This is a genomic window from Pantoea sp. YR525 (assembly GCF_900116775.1).
GTDB lineage: Bacteria > Pseudomonadota > Gammaproteobacteria > Enterobacterales > Enterobacteriaceae > Pantoea > Pantoea symbiotica.
In genome coordinates this window covers 119,388-135,378 of sequence record NZ_FPBU01000002.1, presented here as the reverse complement: position 1 = coordinate 135,378, position 15,991 = coordinate 119,388, and the positions used below count along the sequence as shown (strand labels likewise).

At 56.2% G+C, this 15,991-nt stretch carries 13 protein-coding genes; 8 read left to right on the top strand and 5 right to left on the bottom strand.

Annotation, left to right across the window (positions count from 1 at the left end; all coding sequences use genetic code 11):
* Positions 1–58: 58 nt before the first annotated feature.
* A complete protein-coding gene (gene zntB / locus BM323_RS04105) occupies positions 59–1,042 on the top strand; it encodes a zinc transporter ZntB (RefSeq protein ID WP_008106446.1) in 984 nt (327 codons plus the stop codon).
* Between the two features lie 452 nt (positions 1,043–1,494).
* Here the strand turns inward: zntB and ttcA are convergent, their stop codons facing one another.
* Entirely contained in the window at positions 1,495–2,430 is a 936-nt protein-coding gene (ttcA, locus tag BM323_RS04100; protein ID WP_008106443.1) for a tRNA 2-thiocytidine(32) synthetase TtcA, read from the bottom strand.
* Positions 2,431–2,712: 282 nt separating this feature from the next.
* Between ttcA and BM323_RS04095 the strand changes: the two genes are divergently transcribed.
* Positions 2,713–2,913: a DUF2767 family protein gene (locus tag BM323_RS04095; RefSeq protein WP_008106442.1), complete on the top strand. Its 201-nt coding sequence runs from the start codon at positions 2,713–2,715 to the stop codon at positions 2,911–2,913.
* Between the two features lie 183 nt (positions 2,914–3,096).
* Here BM323_RS04095 and nifJ read toward each other — a convergent pair whose 3' ends face one another.
* The gene (gene nifJ, locus BM323_RS04090) at positions 3,097–6,624 is read right to left on the bottom strand and encodes a pyruvate:ferredoxin (flavodoxin) oxidoreductase (RefSeq protein WP_008106439.1); all 3,528 of its coding nucleotides are present in this window, start codon (positions 6,622–6,624) and stop codon (positions 3,097–3,099) included.
* Between the two features lie 138 nt (positions 6,625–6,762).
* A complete protein-coding gene (locus BM323_RS04085) occupies positions 6,763–7,419 on the bottom strand; it encodes an MgtC/SapB family protein (protein WP_008106437.1) in 657 nt (218 codons plus the stop codon).
* A 189-nt stretch (positions 7,420–7,608) separates the two neighbouring features.
* Here BM323_RS04085 and BM323_RS04080 point away from each other — a divergent pair, with 189 nt between their 5' ends.
* Complete coding sequence (locus BM323_RS04080) at positions 7,609–7,881, top strand: putative hemolysin (RefSeq protein ID WP_008106435.1); 273 nt, start codon at positions 7,609–7,611, stop codon at positions 7,879–7,881.
* A gap of 16 nt (positions 7,882–7,897) precedes the next feature.
* Here the strand turns inward: BM323_RS04080 and BM323_RS04075 are convergent, their stop codons facing one another.
* Positions 7,898–8,890, bottom strand: coding sequence for a 2-hydroxyacid dehydrogenase (locus BM323_RS04075; RefSeq protein WP_008106432.1), 993 nt, complete (start codon positions 8,888–8,890; stop codon positions 7,898–7,900).
* Between the two features lie 171 nt (positions 8,891–9,061).
* Between BM323_RS04075 and BM323_RS04070 the strand changes: the two genes are divergently transcribed.
* Genes BM323_RS04070 through BM323_RS04060 form a run of 3 tightly spaced genes read left to right on the top strand, consistent with a single transcriptional unit; the run spans position 9,062 to position 12,197 of the window.
* Positions 9,062–11,680: a YdbH family protein gene (locus BM323_RS04070; protein ID WP_008106431.1), complete on the top strand. Its 2,619-nt coding sequence runs from the start codon at positions 9,062–9,064 to the stop codon at positions 11,678–11,680.
* Positions 11,677–11,865: a YnbE family lipoprotein gene (locus BM323_RS04065; protein ID WP_008106429.1), complete on the top strand. Its 189-nt coding sequence runs from the start codon at positions 11,677–11,679 to the stop codon at positions 11,863–11,865. The genes BM323_RS04070 and BM323_RS04065 overlap by 4 nt, the downstream gene beginning before the upstream one ends.
* 11 nt (positions 11,866–11,876) lie before the next feature.
* Complete coding sequence (locus BM323_RS04060; protein WP_008106428.1) at positions 11,877–12,197, top strand: YdbL family probable chaperone protein; 321 nt, start codon at positions 11,877–11,879, stop codon at positions 12,195–12,197.
* 13 nt (positions 12,198–12,210) lie between these two features.
* On the opposite strand, the gene BM323_RS04055 is transcribed toward BM323_RS04060, so the two are convergent.
* A complete protein-coding gene (locus BM323_RS04055; protein ID WP_008106426.1) occupies positions 12,211–13,119 on the bottom strand; it encodes a LysR substrate-binding domain-containing protein in 909 nt (302 codons plus the stop codon).
* A gap of 107 nt (positions 13,120–13,226) precedes the next feature.
* Between BM323_RS04055 and BM323_RS04050 the strand changes: the two genes are divergently transcribed.
* Both BM323_RS04050 and BM323_RS04045 read left to right on the top strand, forming a co-directional pair.
* Positions 13,227–14,591, top strand: coding sequence for an MFS transporter (locus BM323_RS04050; RefSeq protein WP_008106424.1), 1,365 nt, complete (start codon positions 13,227–13,229; stop codon positions 14,589–14,591).
* A gap of 82 nt (positions 14,592–14,673) precedes the next feature.
* Positions 14,674–15,987 carry an MFS transporter gene (locus BM323_RS04045; RefSeq protein ID WP_091003313.1) on the top strand — a complete coding sequence of 438 codons (1,314 nt, stop codon included), beginning with the start codon at positions 14,674–14,676 and terminating at the stop codon, positions 15,985–15,987.
* Positions 15,988–15,991: the final 4 nt, after the last annotated feature.

Below are 15,991 nucleotides of genomic sequence, written 5' to 3'. Positions count from 1 at the left end.
CAACTGGTCTGCGCCACGCTAGACTGTATCGTATTGATTTTGATAGTGAGGCGAGTTCGTGAACGTCATTGAAGGAAAAGCGTTACAAGTATCCGATGCCATTGTGTCCTGTCAGCTGGATGGCGCAGGCGGCATGATCCCCATCGAAGATAAAGATGTCATCAACTGCGAACGTCCCTGCTGGCTGCACCTCAATTACACCCAACGGCAAAGTGCGGAATGGCTGCAAAACACGCCGCTAATCCCCGATTCAGTGCGTGACGCGCTGGCGGGCGACAGCATGCGTCCGCGCGTGACACGCCTTGGCGACGGCTTCATGATTGTGCTGCGTAGCGTGAACCATAATGCCGATTCGCGTCCGGATCAGCTGGTGGCAATGCGCGTGTTTATCAACGACAAGCTGATTGTCTCGACGCGCCGTCGCAAGGTGTACGCCATTGATGCCGTGCTGACCGATCTGCAAAACGGTAATGGTCCGGTTGATGGCGGCAGCTGGCTGGTGGATGTGTGCGATGCGTTAACCGATCACGCCAGTGAATTTATCGAAGAGATGCACGATAAAATTATCGAACTGGAAGATGCGTTGATGAATCAGGAAGTGCCTGCGCGCGGCGATTTGGCGCTGCTGCGTAAGCAGCTGATTGTGATGCGTCGTTATATGGCACCGCAGCGCGATGTCTATGCGCGCCTGGCTATCGAAAAGATGGCGTGGATGAATGACGACGACCGCCGCCGCATGCAAGAGGTAGCCGATCGTCTCGGACGTGGACTGGACGATCTCAATGCGGGCGTGGCGCGAACCTCAATTCTGGCGGATGAAGTGGCGTCAATTCTTGCGGAATCGATGAACCGCCGCACTTATACTATGTCGTTGATGGCGATGATCTTCCTGCCGGCCACGTTTCTTACCGGTTTATTCGGCGTCAACCTCGGCGGCATTCCCGGCGGCAATTGGGCGCTGGGTTTCACCGCGTTCTGCGTGCTGCTGCTGGCGATGGTGGGCGGCGTGGCGATATGGCTGAAACGGCGGAAATGGTTGTAAGGCAGAAAAGCGGAATAAACCTGATCGATATCAATATCCCGCCAGGGCAATCGGGGCAAACTCTTTCCCGCAGGTGAATGCAACGTCAAGCGATGGGCGTTGCGCTCCATATTGTCTTACTTCCTTTTTTGAATTACTGCATAGCACATTTGATTCGTACGACGCCGGCCTATCCGCCGGCTTTTTTTTGCCCGCTTGGCTTGAATACTCATCCTTTCCTATGCTTAAAGGACATTCAGTGACAAGGAGAAGGGCATGCAAGCGATTATTGCCAGCGAACCAATTCCTACCGATCCACCACCGATTCCCGAACCGATTCCACAACCGCAGCCGATACCACCCGCACAACCTCCGTACGATCCCGAATTTCCACCGATCCAGGATCCACCACCGCACCGCTAATAAAAAAGGCGCGTAGCCGAAGCGACGCGCCTTTTTCACAGCAAAACCGATTATTTAATTTCCAGCACATCAAGACGCACGCTGAGATTGGGCGCATCGTCCTCTTCTGGCTGCCAGCCCGCAGGCTGCACCGGCAAGCTTTCGCGATCAAACGCCAAATCACCGCCATCTACCACGGCATCACCGTGTTTGATGCCTTTGAAATCGAACAGATTAATGTCGGCCATATGTGATGGCACCACATTCTGCATCGCGGTGAACATGGTTTCGATACGGCCCGGATAACGTTTATCCCAGTCGCGTAGCATGTCGGCAACCACCTGACGTTGCAGATTCGGCTGCGAACCGCACAGGTTGCAAGGAATGATCGGGAACTGGCGCGCTTCGGCAAAACGAATGATGTCTTTCTCGCGGCAATAAGCCAGCGGACGAATCACGATATGTTTACCGTCATCGCTCATCAGTTTTGGTGGCATGCCTTTCATCTTGCCGCCGTAGAACATGTTGAGGAACATGGTCTGCAGGATATCGTCGCGGTGGTGGCCTAAGGCGATCTTGGTACAACCCAACTCGGTGGCAGTGCGATACAGAATACCGCGGCGCAGACGCGAACAGAGCGAGCAGGTGGTTTTACCTTCAGGAATTTTATCTTTAACGATGGAATAAGTGTCTTCGTTAACGATGTGGTATTCAACGCCCTGTTGTTCCAGATATGCAGGCAAAATATGCTCTGGGAAACCAGGCTGTTTCTGGTCGAGATTTACCGCCACCAGCGAGAAGTTAACCGGCGCGCTCTGCTGCAAATTACGCAGGATTTCCAGCATGGTGTAGCTGTCTTTACCACCAGACAGACAAACCATGATGCGATCGCCTTCTTCAATCATGTTGAAGTCAGCAATGGCTTCGCCCACGTTGCGACGTAAACGCTTCTGCAGTTTGTTGAGGTTGTATTGCTCTTTTTTTGTTACTTCTTGATTTTCTGACATTATTTTCACGCTTGAGAGTGAAGGCGAGGGCCGTTAGCGGCTGAAGCAATCTTCAGCGGCAATAAACCCTATAAACATGACTGCGTATGGTACGGATTGCGGGCGCGAATGCTAGCCTGAAGTGATCTCTTTTCTGATGATAACTCAATGCGCTTGAGACAAAAGCGCACACTTTGCCAGAACAATCTGGGTATTTATTGATCTGGGCAAATATTTACCTCATCTGGGCCTGACAGGATGGCCGAAGTGCTTTTTTTACTTTCTTAAGGTGAGGAGTGGCAAATGCAAACGTACGATATGGTTTTTGAAGAGGCGTGTCGGCTGGTGGGGCAATGTTATCTGGAGCTGGCACAGCGTGGCGCAGCAACCGAAAAAGAGGTGTTAGCCAGCGAGTTGCGCAATCTGCAGCTGCGCTATCGTGAACTCACCGGTTCACCGAATCGGGCGGTGGAGATGGCAATCGTTCAGCTCAAGCCTTGTTAATCCATCAACGTTAACCCTGCAAAGAAACGCCCGGCCATCGCGCCGTAGTGCTCGTCAGTTATGCGTTAATCGGTCGCCATGAATGGCGACCCTACAGTGGTTTGGCGAGGTTTTCGTAGGGTGCGCATTCATGCGCACCTTCATACACATACAATTTACTGCTTAAGCGTCGGGCTTTTTCCTCTACTCGCTTTTATCCGTTTTCCCTGCTAACTCCGCCAGCCGCTGATAACGCTGACTGGCGGCTTCCGTTGCATCGCCCCACAACTGCGACGCTTCTTCAGGCCGCTGGGTTTGCAACTGGCGGAAACGCTGCTCGTTCATTAATGCCTGTTCCAGTTCGGAGGTTGGCGGACGCGAATCCAGCGCCAGCGCGGCTTTGCCTTGCTCGGTGCGTCGTGGATCAAAGCGATACAGCGGCCAGAATCCGCTGGTGGTCAGCAGGCGCATCTGCTCGTGGCTATAAGCCAGATCGTAGCCATGCTCTTCACACGGGCTGTAAGCGATGATCAGCGACGGTCCCGGCCAGGCTTCCGCTTCCTGAATCGCTTTCACCGTTTGATTGAGCTGTGCGCCCAGTGAAATCTGCGCCACATACACATGCCCGTACAGCAGCGTCGACATGCCGAGATCCTTCCGCGCCTTGCGCTTGCCTTGTTCGCCGAACTTGGTCACCGCGCCAAGCGGCGTCGCCTTTGATGCCTGCCCGCCGGTATTCGAGTAGCACTGTGTATCCAGCACCAGCACGTTGACGTTCTCGCTCAGGCTCATTACATGATCGAGTCCGCCGTAACCAATGTCGTACGCCCAGCCATCGCCACCAATCAGCCAGACCGATTTCTCTACCAGCGCATCGGCTGCTTCGTTTAACGCTTTAGCTTCCGGTTGCGATGACGCAGCAAGCAGGGCGCGCAGCTGTTCAATTTGCTCGCGTCGTTGCGATATCGTGACATTGTCACCTTTTAGTGCGTCAACCAATTCCGCCGGTAACTGCGCCGCGCATTGAGCCAGTAATCTGAGCGCGCGCTGTTTCTGCTGATCAACACTCAAGCGAAAGCCCAGGCCAAATTCGGCATTATCTTCAAACAGCGAATTCGCCCACGCGGGGCCGCGACCTTCGGCATTGGTGGTGTAAGGCGTAGAAGGCAGATTGCCGCCATAAATGGAGGAGCAGCCGGTGGCATTGGCAATTAGCAGGCGATCGCCATACAGCTGCGTCAGCAGTTTGATATAGGGCGTTTCGCCGCAGCCCGAGCAAGCACCGGAATATTCAAACAGCGGCGTAATCAGCTGCGAGGTGCGGATATCAATACGTTCCAGCTGCTCGGCGGTGATCTCAGGCAGCGCGAGGAAGGCATCATAATTGGCCTTTTCCGTCTCAACATGTTCGAGGCGTGATTTCATGTTGATGGCTTTGATTTCCGGATGCTGGCGATCGCTGGCCGGGCACACTTCTACGCACAGGTTACAGCCGGTGCAATCTTCCGGTGCCACTTGCAACACGTATTTCTGTCCGCGCATATCGCGCGATTTTACATCCAGTGAAGCGAGCGAAGCTGGCGCATCTGCTAGCGCTGCAGGATCAACCACTTTGGCGCGAATCGCCGAGTGTGGGCAGGCGGCAACGCAATGATTGCACTGGGTACAGAGATCGGGCTGCCAGATCGGCACGGCTTCGGCGATATTACGCTTTTCCCACTGTGTGGTGCCGACCGGCCAGGTGCCATCCGGCGGTAGCGCCGAAACCGGCAGTTTATCGCCAAGGCCGGCCAGCATCGCCGCAGTGACGGTTTTGACAAAATCGGGTGCGCTATCAGATACCACCGGCGGGCGATGCGGACTGCGATCGTCAACCGGCTGCAGCGGCACTGGCTGCAGCGCTTGTTGTGACAATGCCAGTGCTTGCCAATTGCGCTGCACCAGCTCTTCACCTTTGCTGCTGTAGCTGCGCGCAATGGCGTTTTGCAGTTCAGTTAACGCGCTATCGCCCGGCAAAATCTGGGTCAGCTGGAAAAAGGCCATCTGCATCACGGTGTTGATGCGCGCGCCCAGTTGGCATTCGCGGGCGATACGCGCCGCGTTGATCACATAGAATCGCGCCTGTTTATCGTTGAGCTGGCTCTGCACTTCCTGCGGCAGGCGCGACCACACGTCCTCAGCGCTGTAAGGCGTATTGAGCAGAAAAATCCCGCCCGGCTTAAGCTGATCGAGCATGGAATACTTATCGATAAACTGCAGCTGATGGCAGCCAATGAAGTCCGCTTGCTGAATCAGATAGGCGGATTGAATCGGATATTCACTGACGCGCAGATGGGAAACCGTCAGGCCACCAGCTTTCTTCGAGTCGTAGACGAAATAACCCTGCACGTGCCACGGCGTGGCGTTGCCGATTATCTTCAGGTTATTTTTGCTGGCGCTGACGCTGCCGTCGCTGCCCAAACCATAAAACAGCGCTTCGAGCCGTGCGCGATTTGGCACGATATTGGCTTCCAGCGGCAGCGAAAGATGGGTGACGTCGTCGTAAATGCCGACGGTAAAACGCGCCGGCGGTTGATCGCGTAACAAGGCACGAAACACAGCCAGCACCGCATCGGGTGCGAACTCTTTCGACGACAAACCATAGCGACCGCCGATCACCTTCGGCAGCGAAGCGCGCTCGCCACGGCTGTAAGCTTCAGCTAGCGAGGTCATCACATCCAGGAACAGCGGTTCGCCGAGCGCGCCGGGCTCCTTAGTGCGATCAAGCACCGCAATACGTTGGGCGGAAGCGGGGATCTTTTGCAGCAAATGCGCTGCCGAAAATGGGCGATAGAGGCGTACTTTCACCAGCCCAACTTTCTCGCCGCGCTGCAGCATCTCATCAATCGCTTCTTCGGCGGTGCCGCAGCCGGAGCCCATCATCACAATTACGCGCTCGGCCTGCGGATGGCCGTAAAACTCAAACGGCTGATAGTGGCGGCCGGTATTTTCGCTAAACGCGCTCATTGCAGCCTCAACGTGCTGGGTACAAGCGTCGTACCAGCGGTTGGTAGCTTCGCGTGACTGGAAATAGGTATCGGGATTGGCGGATGTGCCGCGAATCGTCGGGCGATCCGGCGTTAACGCGCGGGCACGATGGGCGTTAATCGCCTTGGCTGGCATCAGCGCCTGCAAAGTTTCATCGCTGATCGGCACGATCTTGTTGATCTCGTGTGAGGTGCGGAAGCCGTCGAAGAAGTGGATAAAAGGGATGCGGCTATTCAGTGAGGCGATTTGTGCAATGAGAGCAAAATCCTGCGCTTCCTGCACGCTCGAGGCGCAGAGCTGCGCGTAGCCGGTTTGTCGCACCGCCATAACATCGGAGTGATCGCCAAAAATCGACAGCGCGTGCGTCGCCACGGTACGCGCCGCGACGTGCAAAACAAACGGCGTCAGCTGGCCCGCCAGTTTGTAGAGCGTCGGGATCATCAACAGCAATCCCTGCGACGAGGTGAATGTAGTTGAGAGTGCGCCGGTTTGCAGCGCGCCGTGCACGGTGGCGATCGCGCCGCCTTCCGATTGCATCTCAACCACGCGCGGCACATCGCCCCAGATATTACGGCGGCCTTCGCCTGACCAACTATCCGCCAGCTCGGCCATGGTCGAGCTGGGCGTGATGGGATAAATGGCAATCACTTCGCTGGTGCGGAAGGCGACCGAAGCCACTGCACCGTTACCGTCGACGGTAATCATAAATCGTCCTTTGCTACGCTGAGAAACCCGCAAAATTTACGGGGGTTATCAGTTCAGTTTAGCAAAGGGCTCAGACGCGACTTTTGCATCTGTGTGCTTGCGAGATGGTAGCGCACCGAAATCTAACATTGATGATTTTTACATCATCTCCAGCGACTGAACGCCTTTGATTTCCATCACCTTATCGTAGATGTTGTGCATCGGCGTGCGTCGTGACAATGTCACCTCTACGCTTAATTCGCACAGGCCAATCTCTTCATCACGGTTCACCACGGCGATATGGCCGTAGCGCACATTTTCGCGTTGTAGCACCAGCAACACCAGCGGCACGCTTTTCGGTTTGAGATGCACCAACAGCGTATGATGACGGCCAATCAGCCAGTGACTGATGCGACGGAACGTCTCCAGCACCACCAGCGCCAGCACGGTGCCGTAAATACCGATTTCATACATACCGCTACCTATCACCAGACCAATCGCCGCAGTAACCCATAAACCGGCGGCGGTGGTGAGACCTTTCACCACTTGCTTCTGAATAATGATGGTGCCAGCGCCGAGAAAGCCCATGCCGCTCACCACCTGCGCCGCAATACGGCTGGGATCGAGCGCCACATGATCGCTGACTAGCATATCGGCAAAGCCATATTTCGATACCAGCATAAACATCGCGCTGCCGATACCGACCAGAATATGGGTGCGCAAACCGGCCTCTTTGGCGCGCAGCTGCCGTTCCAGGCCAATCAGTCCGCCGAGAATCCCGGCCAGCGCGATGCGGATCAGCATATCCGTCAACATCGTTCTCTCCTTAGTGGTTGATAAACAAACAATCCGCCGGGTGAAAAGGGCGGAAATATCTCAAACAGGATAATTCTGCTTGTAAACAATGAAATTAAATTTTGTAAAAAGCTGTGTCGCCTATCGATCCCTCACCGCACCTGACATATTCTGGTGCGACTTTTTCGCTCAATCCCCGGAGCCCCATCGATGAAAGCCGCTCTCTTCCTGCTGGCTGGCGCTACCTTGTTCCTTTCTGCCTGCAGCAGCAACAGTGACAACGAACCGCCACAACAAGCTACTGCCGCCCACGTACAACCGCGCGTTGTGATGTCATCAATGGCTGAAGTGAATTGTAGTAATGCCGGGGGATCGCTGGCGTTTTCGCGTCAGTTAGACGGCTCACGCATCGGTATGTGCCAGTTGGCTAATGGTCGTCGCTGTGACGAGCAGGCGCTGATGGGTGGAAGCTGCGCCCGCTAAGGCAGGCGCAGAAGGATTAAGCAGTGACCTGATTCGGGCTGGTTTCGCCGCGTTCCAACTGCTGCAAGTTGCTGAGCGTGGTTTCTGAAATCGCTGTCAATGCTTCGGCAGTCAGGAAAGCCTGATGGCCGGTGAACAGCACGTTGTGACAGGCCGACAGACGACGGAACACATCATCCTGAATCACGTCATTCGATTTATCTTCAAAGAACAGATCGCGCTCGTTTTCGTATACATCCATCCCCAACGAACCAATCTTCTGCTGTTTAAGAGCGTCAATGGCTGCCTGTGAATCAATCAAACCGCCACGGCTGGTGTTGATGATCATCACGCCATCTTTCATTTGGCTGAACGCCTGCGCGTTAAGCAGATGGTGATTTTCCGGCGTAAGCGGGCAGTGCAATGTAATCACATCGGCTTCAGCGAACAGCGTTTTGAGATCAACATACTCCGCACCCAGCTCCAGCGCCGCCTGGCTTGGATAGGGATCGAACGCCAGCAGGCGCATGCCAAATCCTTTGAGGATTCTCATCGCTGCGATACCAATCTTGCCGGTCCCGACCACGCCCGCAGTTTTGTTGTGCATGTTGAAGCCGGTTAAACCATCCAGCGAGAAGTTGGCATCGCGCGTGCGTTGATAGGCGCGATGAATGCGACGATTCAGCGTCATCATCAGGCCAACCGCATGTTCGGCCACCGCTTCCGGTGAATACGCCGGAACGCGCACTACGTTTAAGCCCAGCGCTTTCGCCGCCGCGAGATCGACGTTATTGAAACCGGCACAGCGCAGCGCAATGTGCTTCACGCCCAGCGCCGCCAACTCTTCCAGCACCTCTTTGCTGGCATCATCGTTGACGAAAATACACACCGCATCACAGCCCGCAGCGTTTTTTGCTGTCGCCGGTGTCAGCAGGAAGTCAAAAAACTGCAGCTCAAATCCGTAGCTGCCGTTGACGTGTTCAAGGTATTTCTGGTCGTAATGCTTGGTGCTGTAAACCGCAACTTTCATTGTTTCGCTCCTGAAAAATGCAACGTCGGTATCACAACAGGATAACGTTTTCCGCGTCATTTTGCTGTTCTTCAGCCAGACTATGTCGCTAACACCTTCATTTGCCGGACGTAACATGCCATCATTTGGCTCCTCGTCAGGATTGTGTAAAGAACAGGAACGTTAACTGCCATGACGCGTGGCCTTCGCCGAACACTTGCTGCGCTGCTGGCGCTGATACTGCTGCTATTGGGATTGCTGCTGACGCTCACGCAATGGTTGCCGCGTCTGGCCGGTATCTGGCTGCCCGAAAATACCCGCGTAGAACTCAACGGCACGCCGCGCTGGCAGCAAGGTGCGCTGCATTTCCCGGCGGTGCGTTATCTGGCGGGCGATTGTGAACTGGCAAACGTCAGCGATGCGGCGCTCGGCTGGCAGCAAAAGCGCTGGCAGCTCAGCGCCGGTGAAGTGCAACTTAACAGCGACTGCCTGCAATCGCTGCCGCACAGCGAAGCCAGCGGTGCGCCGCGCAGCCTGGCCGACTGGCAGAAGATGTTGCCTGGCGCCGATGTGCATCTGCAAAAAATCACCATTCTGCCGTGGCAGCAATATGCCGGTCGTTTTGATCTCACCTTAGATAAAGATGTGCAGCAGCTGCATTATCAGGGCGACAACCTCAATGTGGATGCGCGTTTGCAAGGCCAGTTGCTGCAGATTGCCCAGCTGCAGTTCAGTCATCCTCTACTGCCCAAACCGCTCAATCTGCATGGCGATGTCACCTTGCCAACCTTTGCCGATGGCTTGCCGGTGGCGGGCGAACTCAGTGCCGACCTCAATGTTGTGCAGTGGCCGCAGCCGCTGGCGCTGGCGCTTAACTGGCAGCAACAGCAAGGCACATTGACGGTGAAACAGCAGGATGACGATCAGCCGCTGCTGCAGCTGCCGTGGCAGGTTGACGAGCGGCAGATTCGTATTACGCAAGGCCAATGGCGCTGGCCACAGGCCGATCAGCCGCTATCGGGCGGCATGGCAGTGACGCTGGAAAACTGGCAGCAAGGGCTGGAAAACACGCTGGTCAGCGGGCGATTCAATCTGCTGACGCAAGGGCGCGGCGGCAAAGGCAATCTGGTATTGAGCGTCGGCCCCGGCAAACTGAGCATGGTCGACAGCGCTTTGCCGTTCCAGTTGACCGGTGAGAGCAAATTCGCCGATCTGCAGCTGTTTGGCAGCATGCCCGGCTTGCTGCACGGCGTGCTCACCGATCCGCAGTTGAGCCTGAAGCAGGGCGCGCTGCTGCGTTTGCGCGGGCGCTTGCTCTCAACGCTGGAAGTGGATGAAGCGCGCTGGCCGTTGGCGGGCGTAACGGTGGCGTCGCGCGGCATTAATGGTCGCCTGCAGGCGATCCTTAAGGCACACGATCCCAGCTTTGGTCGCTTCAGGTTGCATCTCGATGGGCGCGCCAGCGATTTCTGGCCGGACAGCGGCGTGTGGAACTGGCGTTATTGGGGTGACGGTCAGATCGAGCCGCTCACCGCCAAATGGGACGTGAAGGGCACCGGCAGCTGGCAGGACACCTTGATCAGCCTCGACACGCTGAATACCGGTTTCGATCAGCTGGCGTACGGCATGGTGCAAGTGGCTAAACCGCGCCTGACGCTCAACGCGCCGGTGCGCTGGCAGCGTGATCCGGATCATCCGGCGTTTAACGGCGGCTTCACGCTAAAGTCGGGTCAAACCCAGTTCAGCTACGGCGGCTGGCTGCCGCCATCAGAACTCAATTTTGAAGCCAAAGGCAGCGATCCCAGCCAGTTTATCTGGCGCGGTCAGCTGACGGCTGAGGATATTGGCCCGGTGCGCGTACATGGCCGCTGGGACGGCGAACGTCTGCGTGGCGAAGCCTGGTGGCCAGCGCAATCATTGACGGTGTTCCAGCCGCTGCTCAGCAGTGATTTGAAGATGCGTATTCAGTCGGGCGAACTGCGCGCGCAGGTAGCATTTTCGGCGGCCAGCGAGCAGGGCTTTGAAGCGGGCGGTCACTGGACGGTGAAAAACGGCAGCCTGTGGATGCCGGACAGTGAAATCAACGGCATCGATTTCTCGCTGCCGTTCCGCCTGAAGGATCATCAATGGCAGCTTGGACGGCGCGGACCGGTTTCACTGCGTATCGCCGAAGTGAAAAATCAGTTCTCGCTGCAAAACATCACCGCTGATTTGCAAGGTCACTATCCGTGGCAGGAGCGCCAGCCGTTAACGCTTAGCAACGTCAATCTTGATCTGTTAGGCGGACACGTCAGCATGCCCGAGCTGCGTATGCCGCAGCATGAAGCGGCGCGCGTCTCGCTGAAAGAGATCAATCTCAGCAAGCTGGTCAGCGCGATTAAACCCAAGCAATTTGCCATGTCCGGCAAGGTCAATGGCGAGTTGCCGCTGTGGATAAACAATCCGCAATGGCTGATTGAAAAGGGCTGGATCGCCAACAGCGGTCCGCTGACCTTCCGGCTGGATAAAGATATGGCGGATGCCATTGTCAGCAATAACTTTGCGGCTGGCGCGGCGCTGGATTGGCTGCGCTATATGGAGATCTCGCGTTCATGGGCAACTATCGATCTGGATAACTTCGGCAATCTGATCATGCAATCGGAAGTGAAAGGCGTTAGTCAGTTCAGCAACCGCCGTCAGACCGTTAATCTGAACTACCGGCATCAGGAAAATCTGTTCCAGCTGTGGCGCAGCCTGCGCTTTGGCGATAATTTGCAATCCTGGGTGGAGCAAAATGCCACCTTACCCTCGAAGAAGGATCCCCAACCATGAGCCTCAGGGCATTACTGGTGCTGGCAGCCTGGCTGCCACTGATCGGCTGCGTGCCGCGCATTGAAGTTGCGGCGCCAAAAGAGCCGATTACCATCAATATGAACGTCAAAATTGAGCATGAGATTCACATCAAGGTGGATAAAGATGTGGAAGCGCTGCTGAAGAATCAGAGCGGACTCTTTTGAGGAGAAGCATGATGAAACGCAAGGGGATCGCGCTGCTTGCGGCGCTGCTGCTGATGCCTTCTGCCTGGGCGCTCACGCTGGATGAGGCGCGTCAACAAGGGCGCGTGGGCGAAACGCTCAGCGGCTATGTGGCGGCGCGTCAGCAGGACGAAGAAACGCTGGCGCTGGTCAAGCGCATCAACGATGGCCGCCTGCAGCAGTATCAGCGTGTGGCACAGCAAAATAACCTGAGCGCCAGCGAAGTGGCGCGCATTGCCGGCGAGAAGCTGGTGAATCGCGCGGGTAGCGGCGAGTATGTGCGCGGCATCAATGGGCAGTGGCTGCGTAAATAAATCGACTTGATTTTTACAGTGGCTGCCGGGCAAAGGCTTCTTTTAGCGCATCAATCGCACATCTTAACCGCTGCGGCATCGCGGCGGTTTTCAACCACACAGCATAAATCGGCAGGCTGTTGCTGCGCGTCTCCGGCAATACCTCAATCAGTTTTTTGTCCTCAATATCCCGACTGACCAGCCAGCGTGGCAGTTGCGCGATGCCATAACCCTCCAGCGTTGCGGCGTAAACCGCACTCATACTGCTGAAGCGCAACCGCTCGTCTGGCTGCCAGTAAACGTTCTCCTCCTGGGAGTTTTTAAGCAGCCACGGTTGAGAACGTCCCTGTTCCAGTAATGTCAGATGCGGAAAATGGGCTAACTCTTCCAGCCGAATCGGCGGTGTAGCGGTTTTTAATAGTGCAGGCGCAGCGCACAACAGCAGCGGCTGCTGGCCGATCAGTCGCGCGGTGAGATCGGCGTGGTTTCCGGGCGCGCCGATGCGGATGGCGAGATCGACGCCTTCTGCAGCAAGGTCAACGCGCTGGGTTGAAAGCCGCACATCTAGCGCCAGTCCTTGCCATCTCTGAGTCAGAGGAAGCAACACCGGCATCACCCATTTTTCGCCCAGCAAAGGCGGAGCCGCAACGCGCAGCTGGCCTGTGGCTTCACTGGCGTGTGCCATCAGGCGATTTTCCGCCGCGTCGAGGCTGGCAAGGATCTGCAGACAGTCGTGATAAAAGCGTTCGCCTTCGCTGGTGAGCGACAGTGAACGAGTGGTCCGCTGGAACAATTTCACCTGCAGGCGCGATTCGAGTCGGGCAACGGCTTTCCCTACCGTGGAGCGCGACAAGCCCAGTTGCTCAGCAGCCAGACTAAATCCTCCCGCCTGCGCGGCCTGCACAAAGGCCCGGATGCTGTTCAGCCTGTCGGTGTTAATCATGATACGATCTTCTCTGGCGATTTTAATTCGTCAGTATGGCGAAAAATTAGCGTAACTGGAGAATTTAATTCGTGTCAGGCTAGCGATTTACGCATCAGGATCCTCGCATGACAACTTCTCTGGCAACCTTAATCCGCCTACAAATCGGTATCTGTCTGGCCAGCTTTCTCGGCTGTATTGATTTCACTATCGTCAATACCGCATTGCCGGCGATTCAGCACCACTTTCACAGCGATCTCGCCAGGGTGCAGTGGGCGATGACGCTCTTCGTTATGGCGCTGTGCTGCTGCATGGTGATGTCGGCCAGGTTGGCGGAACGCTTCGGCGCACGGCGAATTTTATATGCCGGAATGCTGCTCTTCGGCGCAACGTCGTTAGGGGCGGGATTGGCATCGGATTTGATGGTGCTCAATCTCTGCCGCTTGCTACAGGGCGTGGGATGCGCAGTGTTGTATACCGTCAGCGCCAGCATTCTGGTTGAGGCGATGCCAGAAGCAAAACGCGGTGGCGCGCTAGGGTTGCTGTTTGCCGCTAACGGATTGGGGCTGGCGTTGGGGCCGGTTGCTGGCGGCGTGCTGGTAAGTTGGCTCGGCTGGCGCGCGGTTTTTCTGCTTAATGTGCCGCTCATCCTGCTGAGCTTTGTTTTTTGCCGCGGCAGCATCGCGGCATCCATCAGACATCGCGAAACGCGGCTGGATTTGCCTGGTTGGCTGCTGATGACCGCCGCACTGATCCCACTGCTGATCTGGACAAGTCACGTCACACATTGGGGCCTGCTGAGCTGGCATGCCGTTTTGGCGCTGGGGTTATCGCTGCTGTTTTTGCTGGCATTTGTCATGATTGAAAGGCGTACGCCACACCCGGTGATCGACTTCCGCATGCTGCGAAACAGCGGCTTTGCAGCCGCCTGTTTACTGTCGGTGCTGCTGGCGATTTTCTATTGCTCCGCCTTTATGTTGCTGCCGTTTAGGCTACTGACGCTCTTTCATTTCAACGCCGCCCAGCTCGGTCTGATGCTGCTGCCGGTGACGCTGGTGATGGCGCTGATATCTCCCTTTGCAGGCCGTCTTGCCGACCGTTACAGCAGTTGGCCGGTGATGGCGGCGGGATTTGCCTTGCTCACGGCTTCCGCACTGCTGCTGAGCATCAACAGCGCATCGTTAGTACCGATCATCACCGCGTTTGTGCTGATGGGCGCAGGCTGGGGCGCTATCCTCGGGCCTTCCGTTGCGGCTGCGCTCGGCGCGTTACCTGCGTCCCGGCACGCGCAGGGCATTGGCATTTCATGGACGCTGCATAATCTCGGCGGTGCGCTGGGCCTGGCGATTGCCACGCAGATTTATCAAACCGGCGGCGAAACGGCAGGTTTTCAATGGGTGATGTGGGGATTAGCGGGCGCGGGGCTGCTGGGGATGTGGGTGGCGTTAAAAGCTGGAAGCAGCAACAGCGTAGCAGTGGCTGACGCCGGTTGATCAGGATAAATAACATGATGTCCTTGACCACACAGCAACATGACGCATTCTGTTCATTCACGAATGGAAAAGAGATAGCCGAATGCAGAAGCCTCAAACTACAACGGATGCACAGAAACGCGCCTTAATCGCCGGTTCAGTGGGCAATTTCATTGAATGGTACGAGTTTGCGGTGTATGGCTTCCTCGCGACGGTGATCGCGCAGAACTTCTTTCGCCTGCAGGGTGAAGCCGAGCTGACCGGCATTATTCTGACCTACGCCTCCTTCGCCATCGCCTTTTTCTTCCGTCCTTTGGGCGCGATATTTTTTGGCCGCATGGGCGATCGTATTGGGCGCAAGCCTACGCTGATTTTTGTCTTGATCATGATGACGCTGGTGACGACTGCGATCGGCGTTATTCCCACCTATGCCAGCATTGGCGTGGCGGCACCGCTGATCATTACCGGGCTGCGTATTCTGCAGGGCTTGTTTGCCGGAGGTGAATACGGCGGTGCAGTGTCACTGATGACGGAATTTGCCCCCAAAGGGCAGCGTGGACGTTACGGTGCATGGCAGTCATTCACCGTGGCGTTGGGCCTGCTGGCGGGCGCTGGCATTGTCGCATTGCTGTCGGCGGTGCTGAGTGCAGATGAGATGCACAGTTGGGGCTGGCGCATTCCTTTCTTCCTCGCCTTGCCGATGGGGATTGTGGCGCTGTGGCTGCGCTACAGCATGGAAGAAACGCCCAATTTCGTGCGTCAGCAACAAACGAAAAATGCGCAGCAGCCAGCGGCGGTGAGCGCCAGTTTTGCCGCAACGCTCAGGATTATCTTGCTGGCGATCAGCCGCGTGATGGTGTGGTCAGCGGCGGGTTATACTTATCTGGTGATCATGCCAACCTATCTGCAATCTTCGCTGCATACCGGCTTCAACCAGGCGCTGTTGATTGCGGTGATTTCTAACCTAGGGTTTGCTGCGACCATTATCCCAGCAGGCATTCTTAGCGATAAAATTGGACGCCGCAGCGTGATGGTTCTCGCGGCATGCTTGTTGCTGGTGCTGGCATTGCCGTTACTGAAAGTATTGCAGGCCGACTCTTCAACGCTGCTGGTCAAGGCGCTGGTGGTGTTTGTTGCGGGTGGCATTGTCGGGTTGCTGGCAGGACCAGGCCCGGCAATGTTAGCTGAAATGTTCCCCACGCGCGTTCGCTATACCGGGCTGGGCCTGGCTTATTCACTCTCTAACGCGGTTTTCTCGGGTTGCGCCGGACTGATCATTACCTCCCTGATTAAGCAAACGGGGAATCTGGATATCCCCGCCTGGTACATCATGGTGACGGCTGCGATCAGTATTCCGGCGCTGATGACGCTGAATAAAAAGGATCATTTGCGCTCATTGGATGAAACCGAGAGTTGAAAGC

Excerpts from the sequence above, each read along its gene's own strand:
- ttcA (WP_008106443.1), bottom strand. The coding sequence starts at position 2,430 with ATGTCAGAAAATCAAGAAGTAACAAAAAAAGAGCAATACAACCTCAAC.
- BM323_RS04095 (WP_008106442.1), top strand. The coding sequence starts at position 2,713 with ATGCAAACGTACGATATGGTTTTTGAAGAGGCGTGTCGGCTGGTGGGG.
- nifJ (WP_008106439.1), bottom strand. The coding sequence starts at position 6,624 with ATGATTACCGTCGACGGTAACGGTGCAGTGGCTTCGGTCGCCTTCCGC.
- BM323_RS04085 (WP_008106437.1), bottom strand. The coding sequence starts at position 7,419 with ATGTTGACGGATATGCTGATCCGCATCGCGCTGGCCGGGATTCTCGGC.
- BM323_RS04080 (WP_008106435.1), top strand. The coding sequence starts at position 7,609 with ATGAAAGCCGCTCTCTTCCTGCTGGCTGGCGCTACCTTGTTCCTTTCT.
- BM323_RS04075 (WP_008106432.1), bottom strand. The coding sequence starts at position 8,890 with ATGAAAGTTGCGGTTTACAGCACCAAGCATTACGACCAGAAATACCTT.
- BM323_RS04070 (WP_008106431.1), top strand. The coding sequence starts at position 9,062 with ATGACGCGTGGCCTTCGCCGAACACTTGCTGCGCTGCTGGCGCTGATA.
- BM323_RS04065 (WP_008106429.1), top strand. The coding sequence starts at position 11,677 with ATGAGCCTCAGGGCATTACTGGTGCTGGCAGCCTGGCTGCCACTGATC.
- BM323_RS04060 (WP_008106428.1), top strand. The coding sequence starts at position 11,877 with ATGAAACGCAAGGGGATCGCGCTGCTTGCGGCGCTGCTGCTGATGCCT.
- BM323_RS04055 (WP_008106426.1), bottom strand. The coding sequence starts at position 13,119 with ATGATTAACACCGACAGGCTGAACAGCATCCGGGCCTTTGTGCAGGCC.
- BM323_RS04050 (WP_008106424.1), top strand. The coding sequence starts at position 13,227 with ATGACAACTTCTCTGGCAACCTTAATCCGCCTACAAATCGGTATCTGT.
- BM323_RS04045 (WP_091003313.1), top strand. The coding sequence starts at position 14,674 with ATGCAGAAGCCTCAAACTACAACGGATGCACAGAAACGCGCCTTAATC.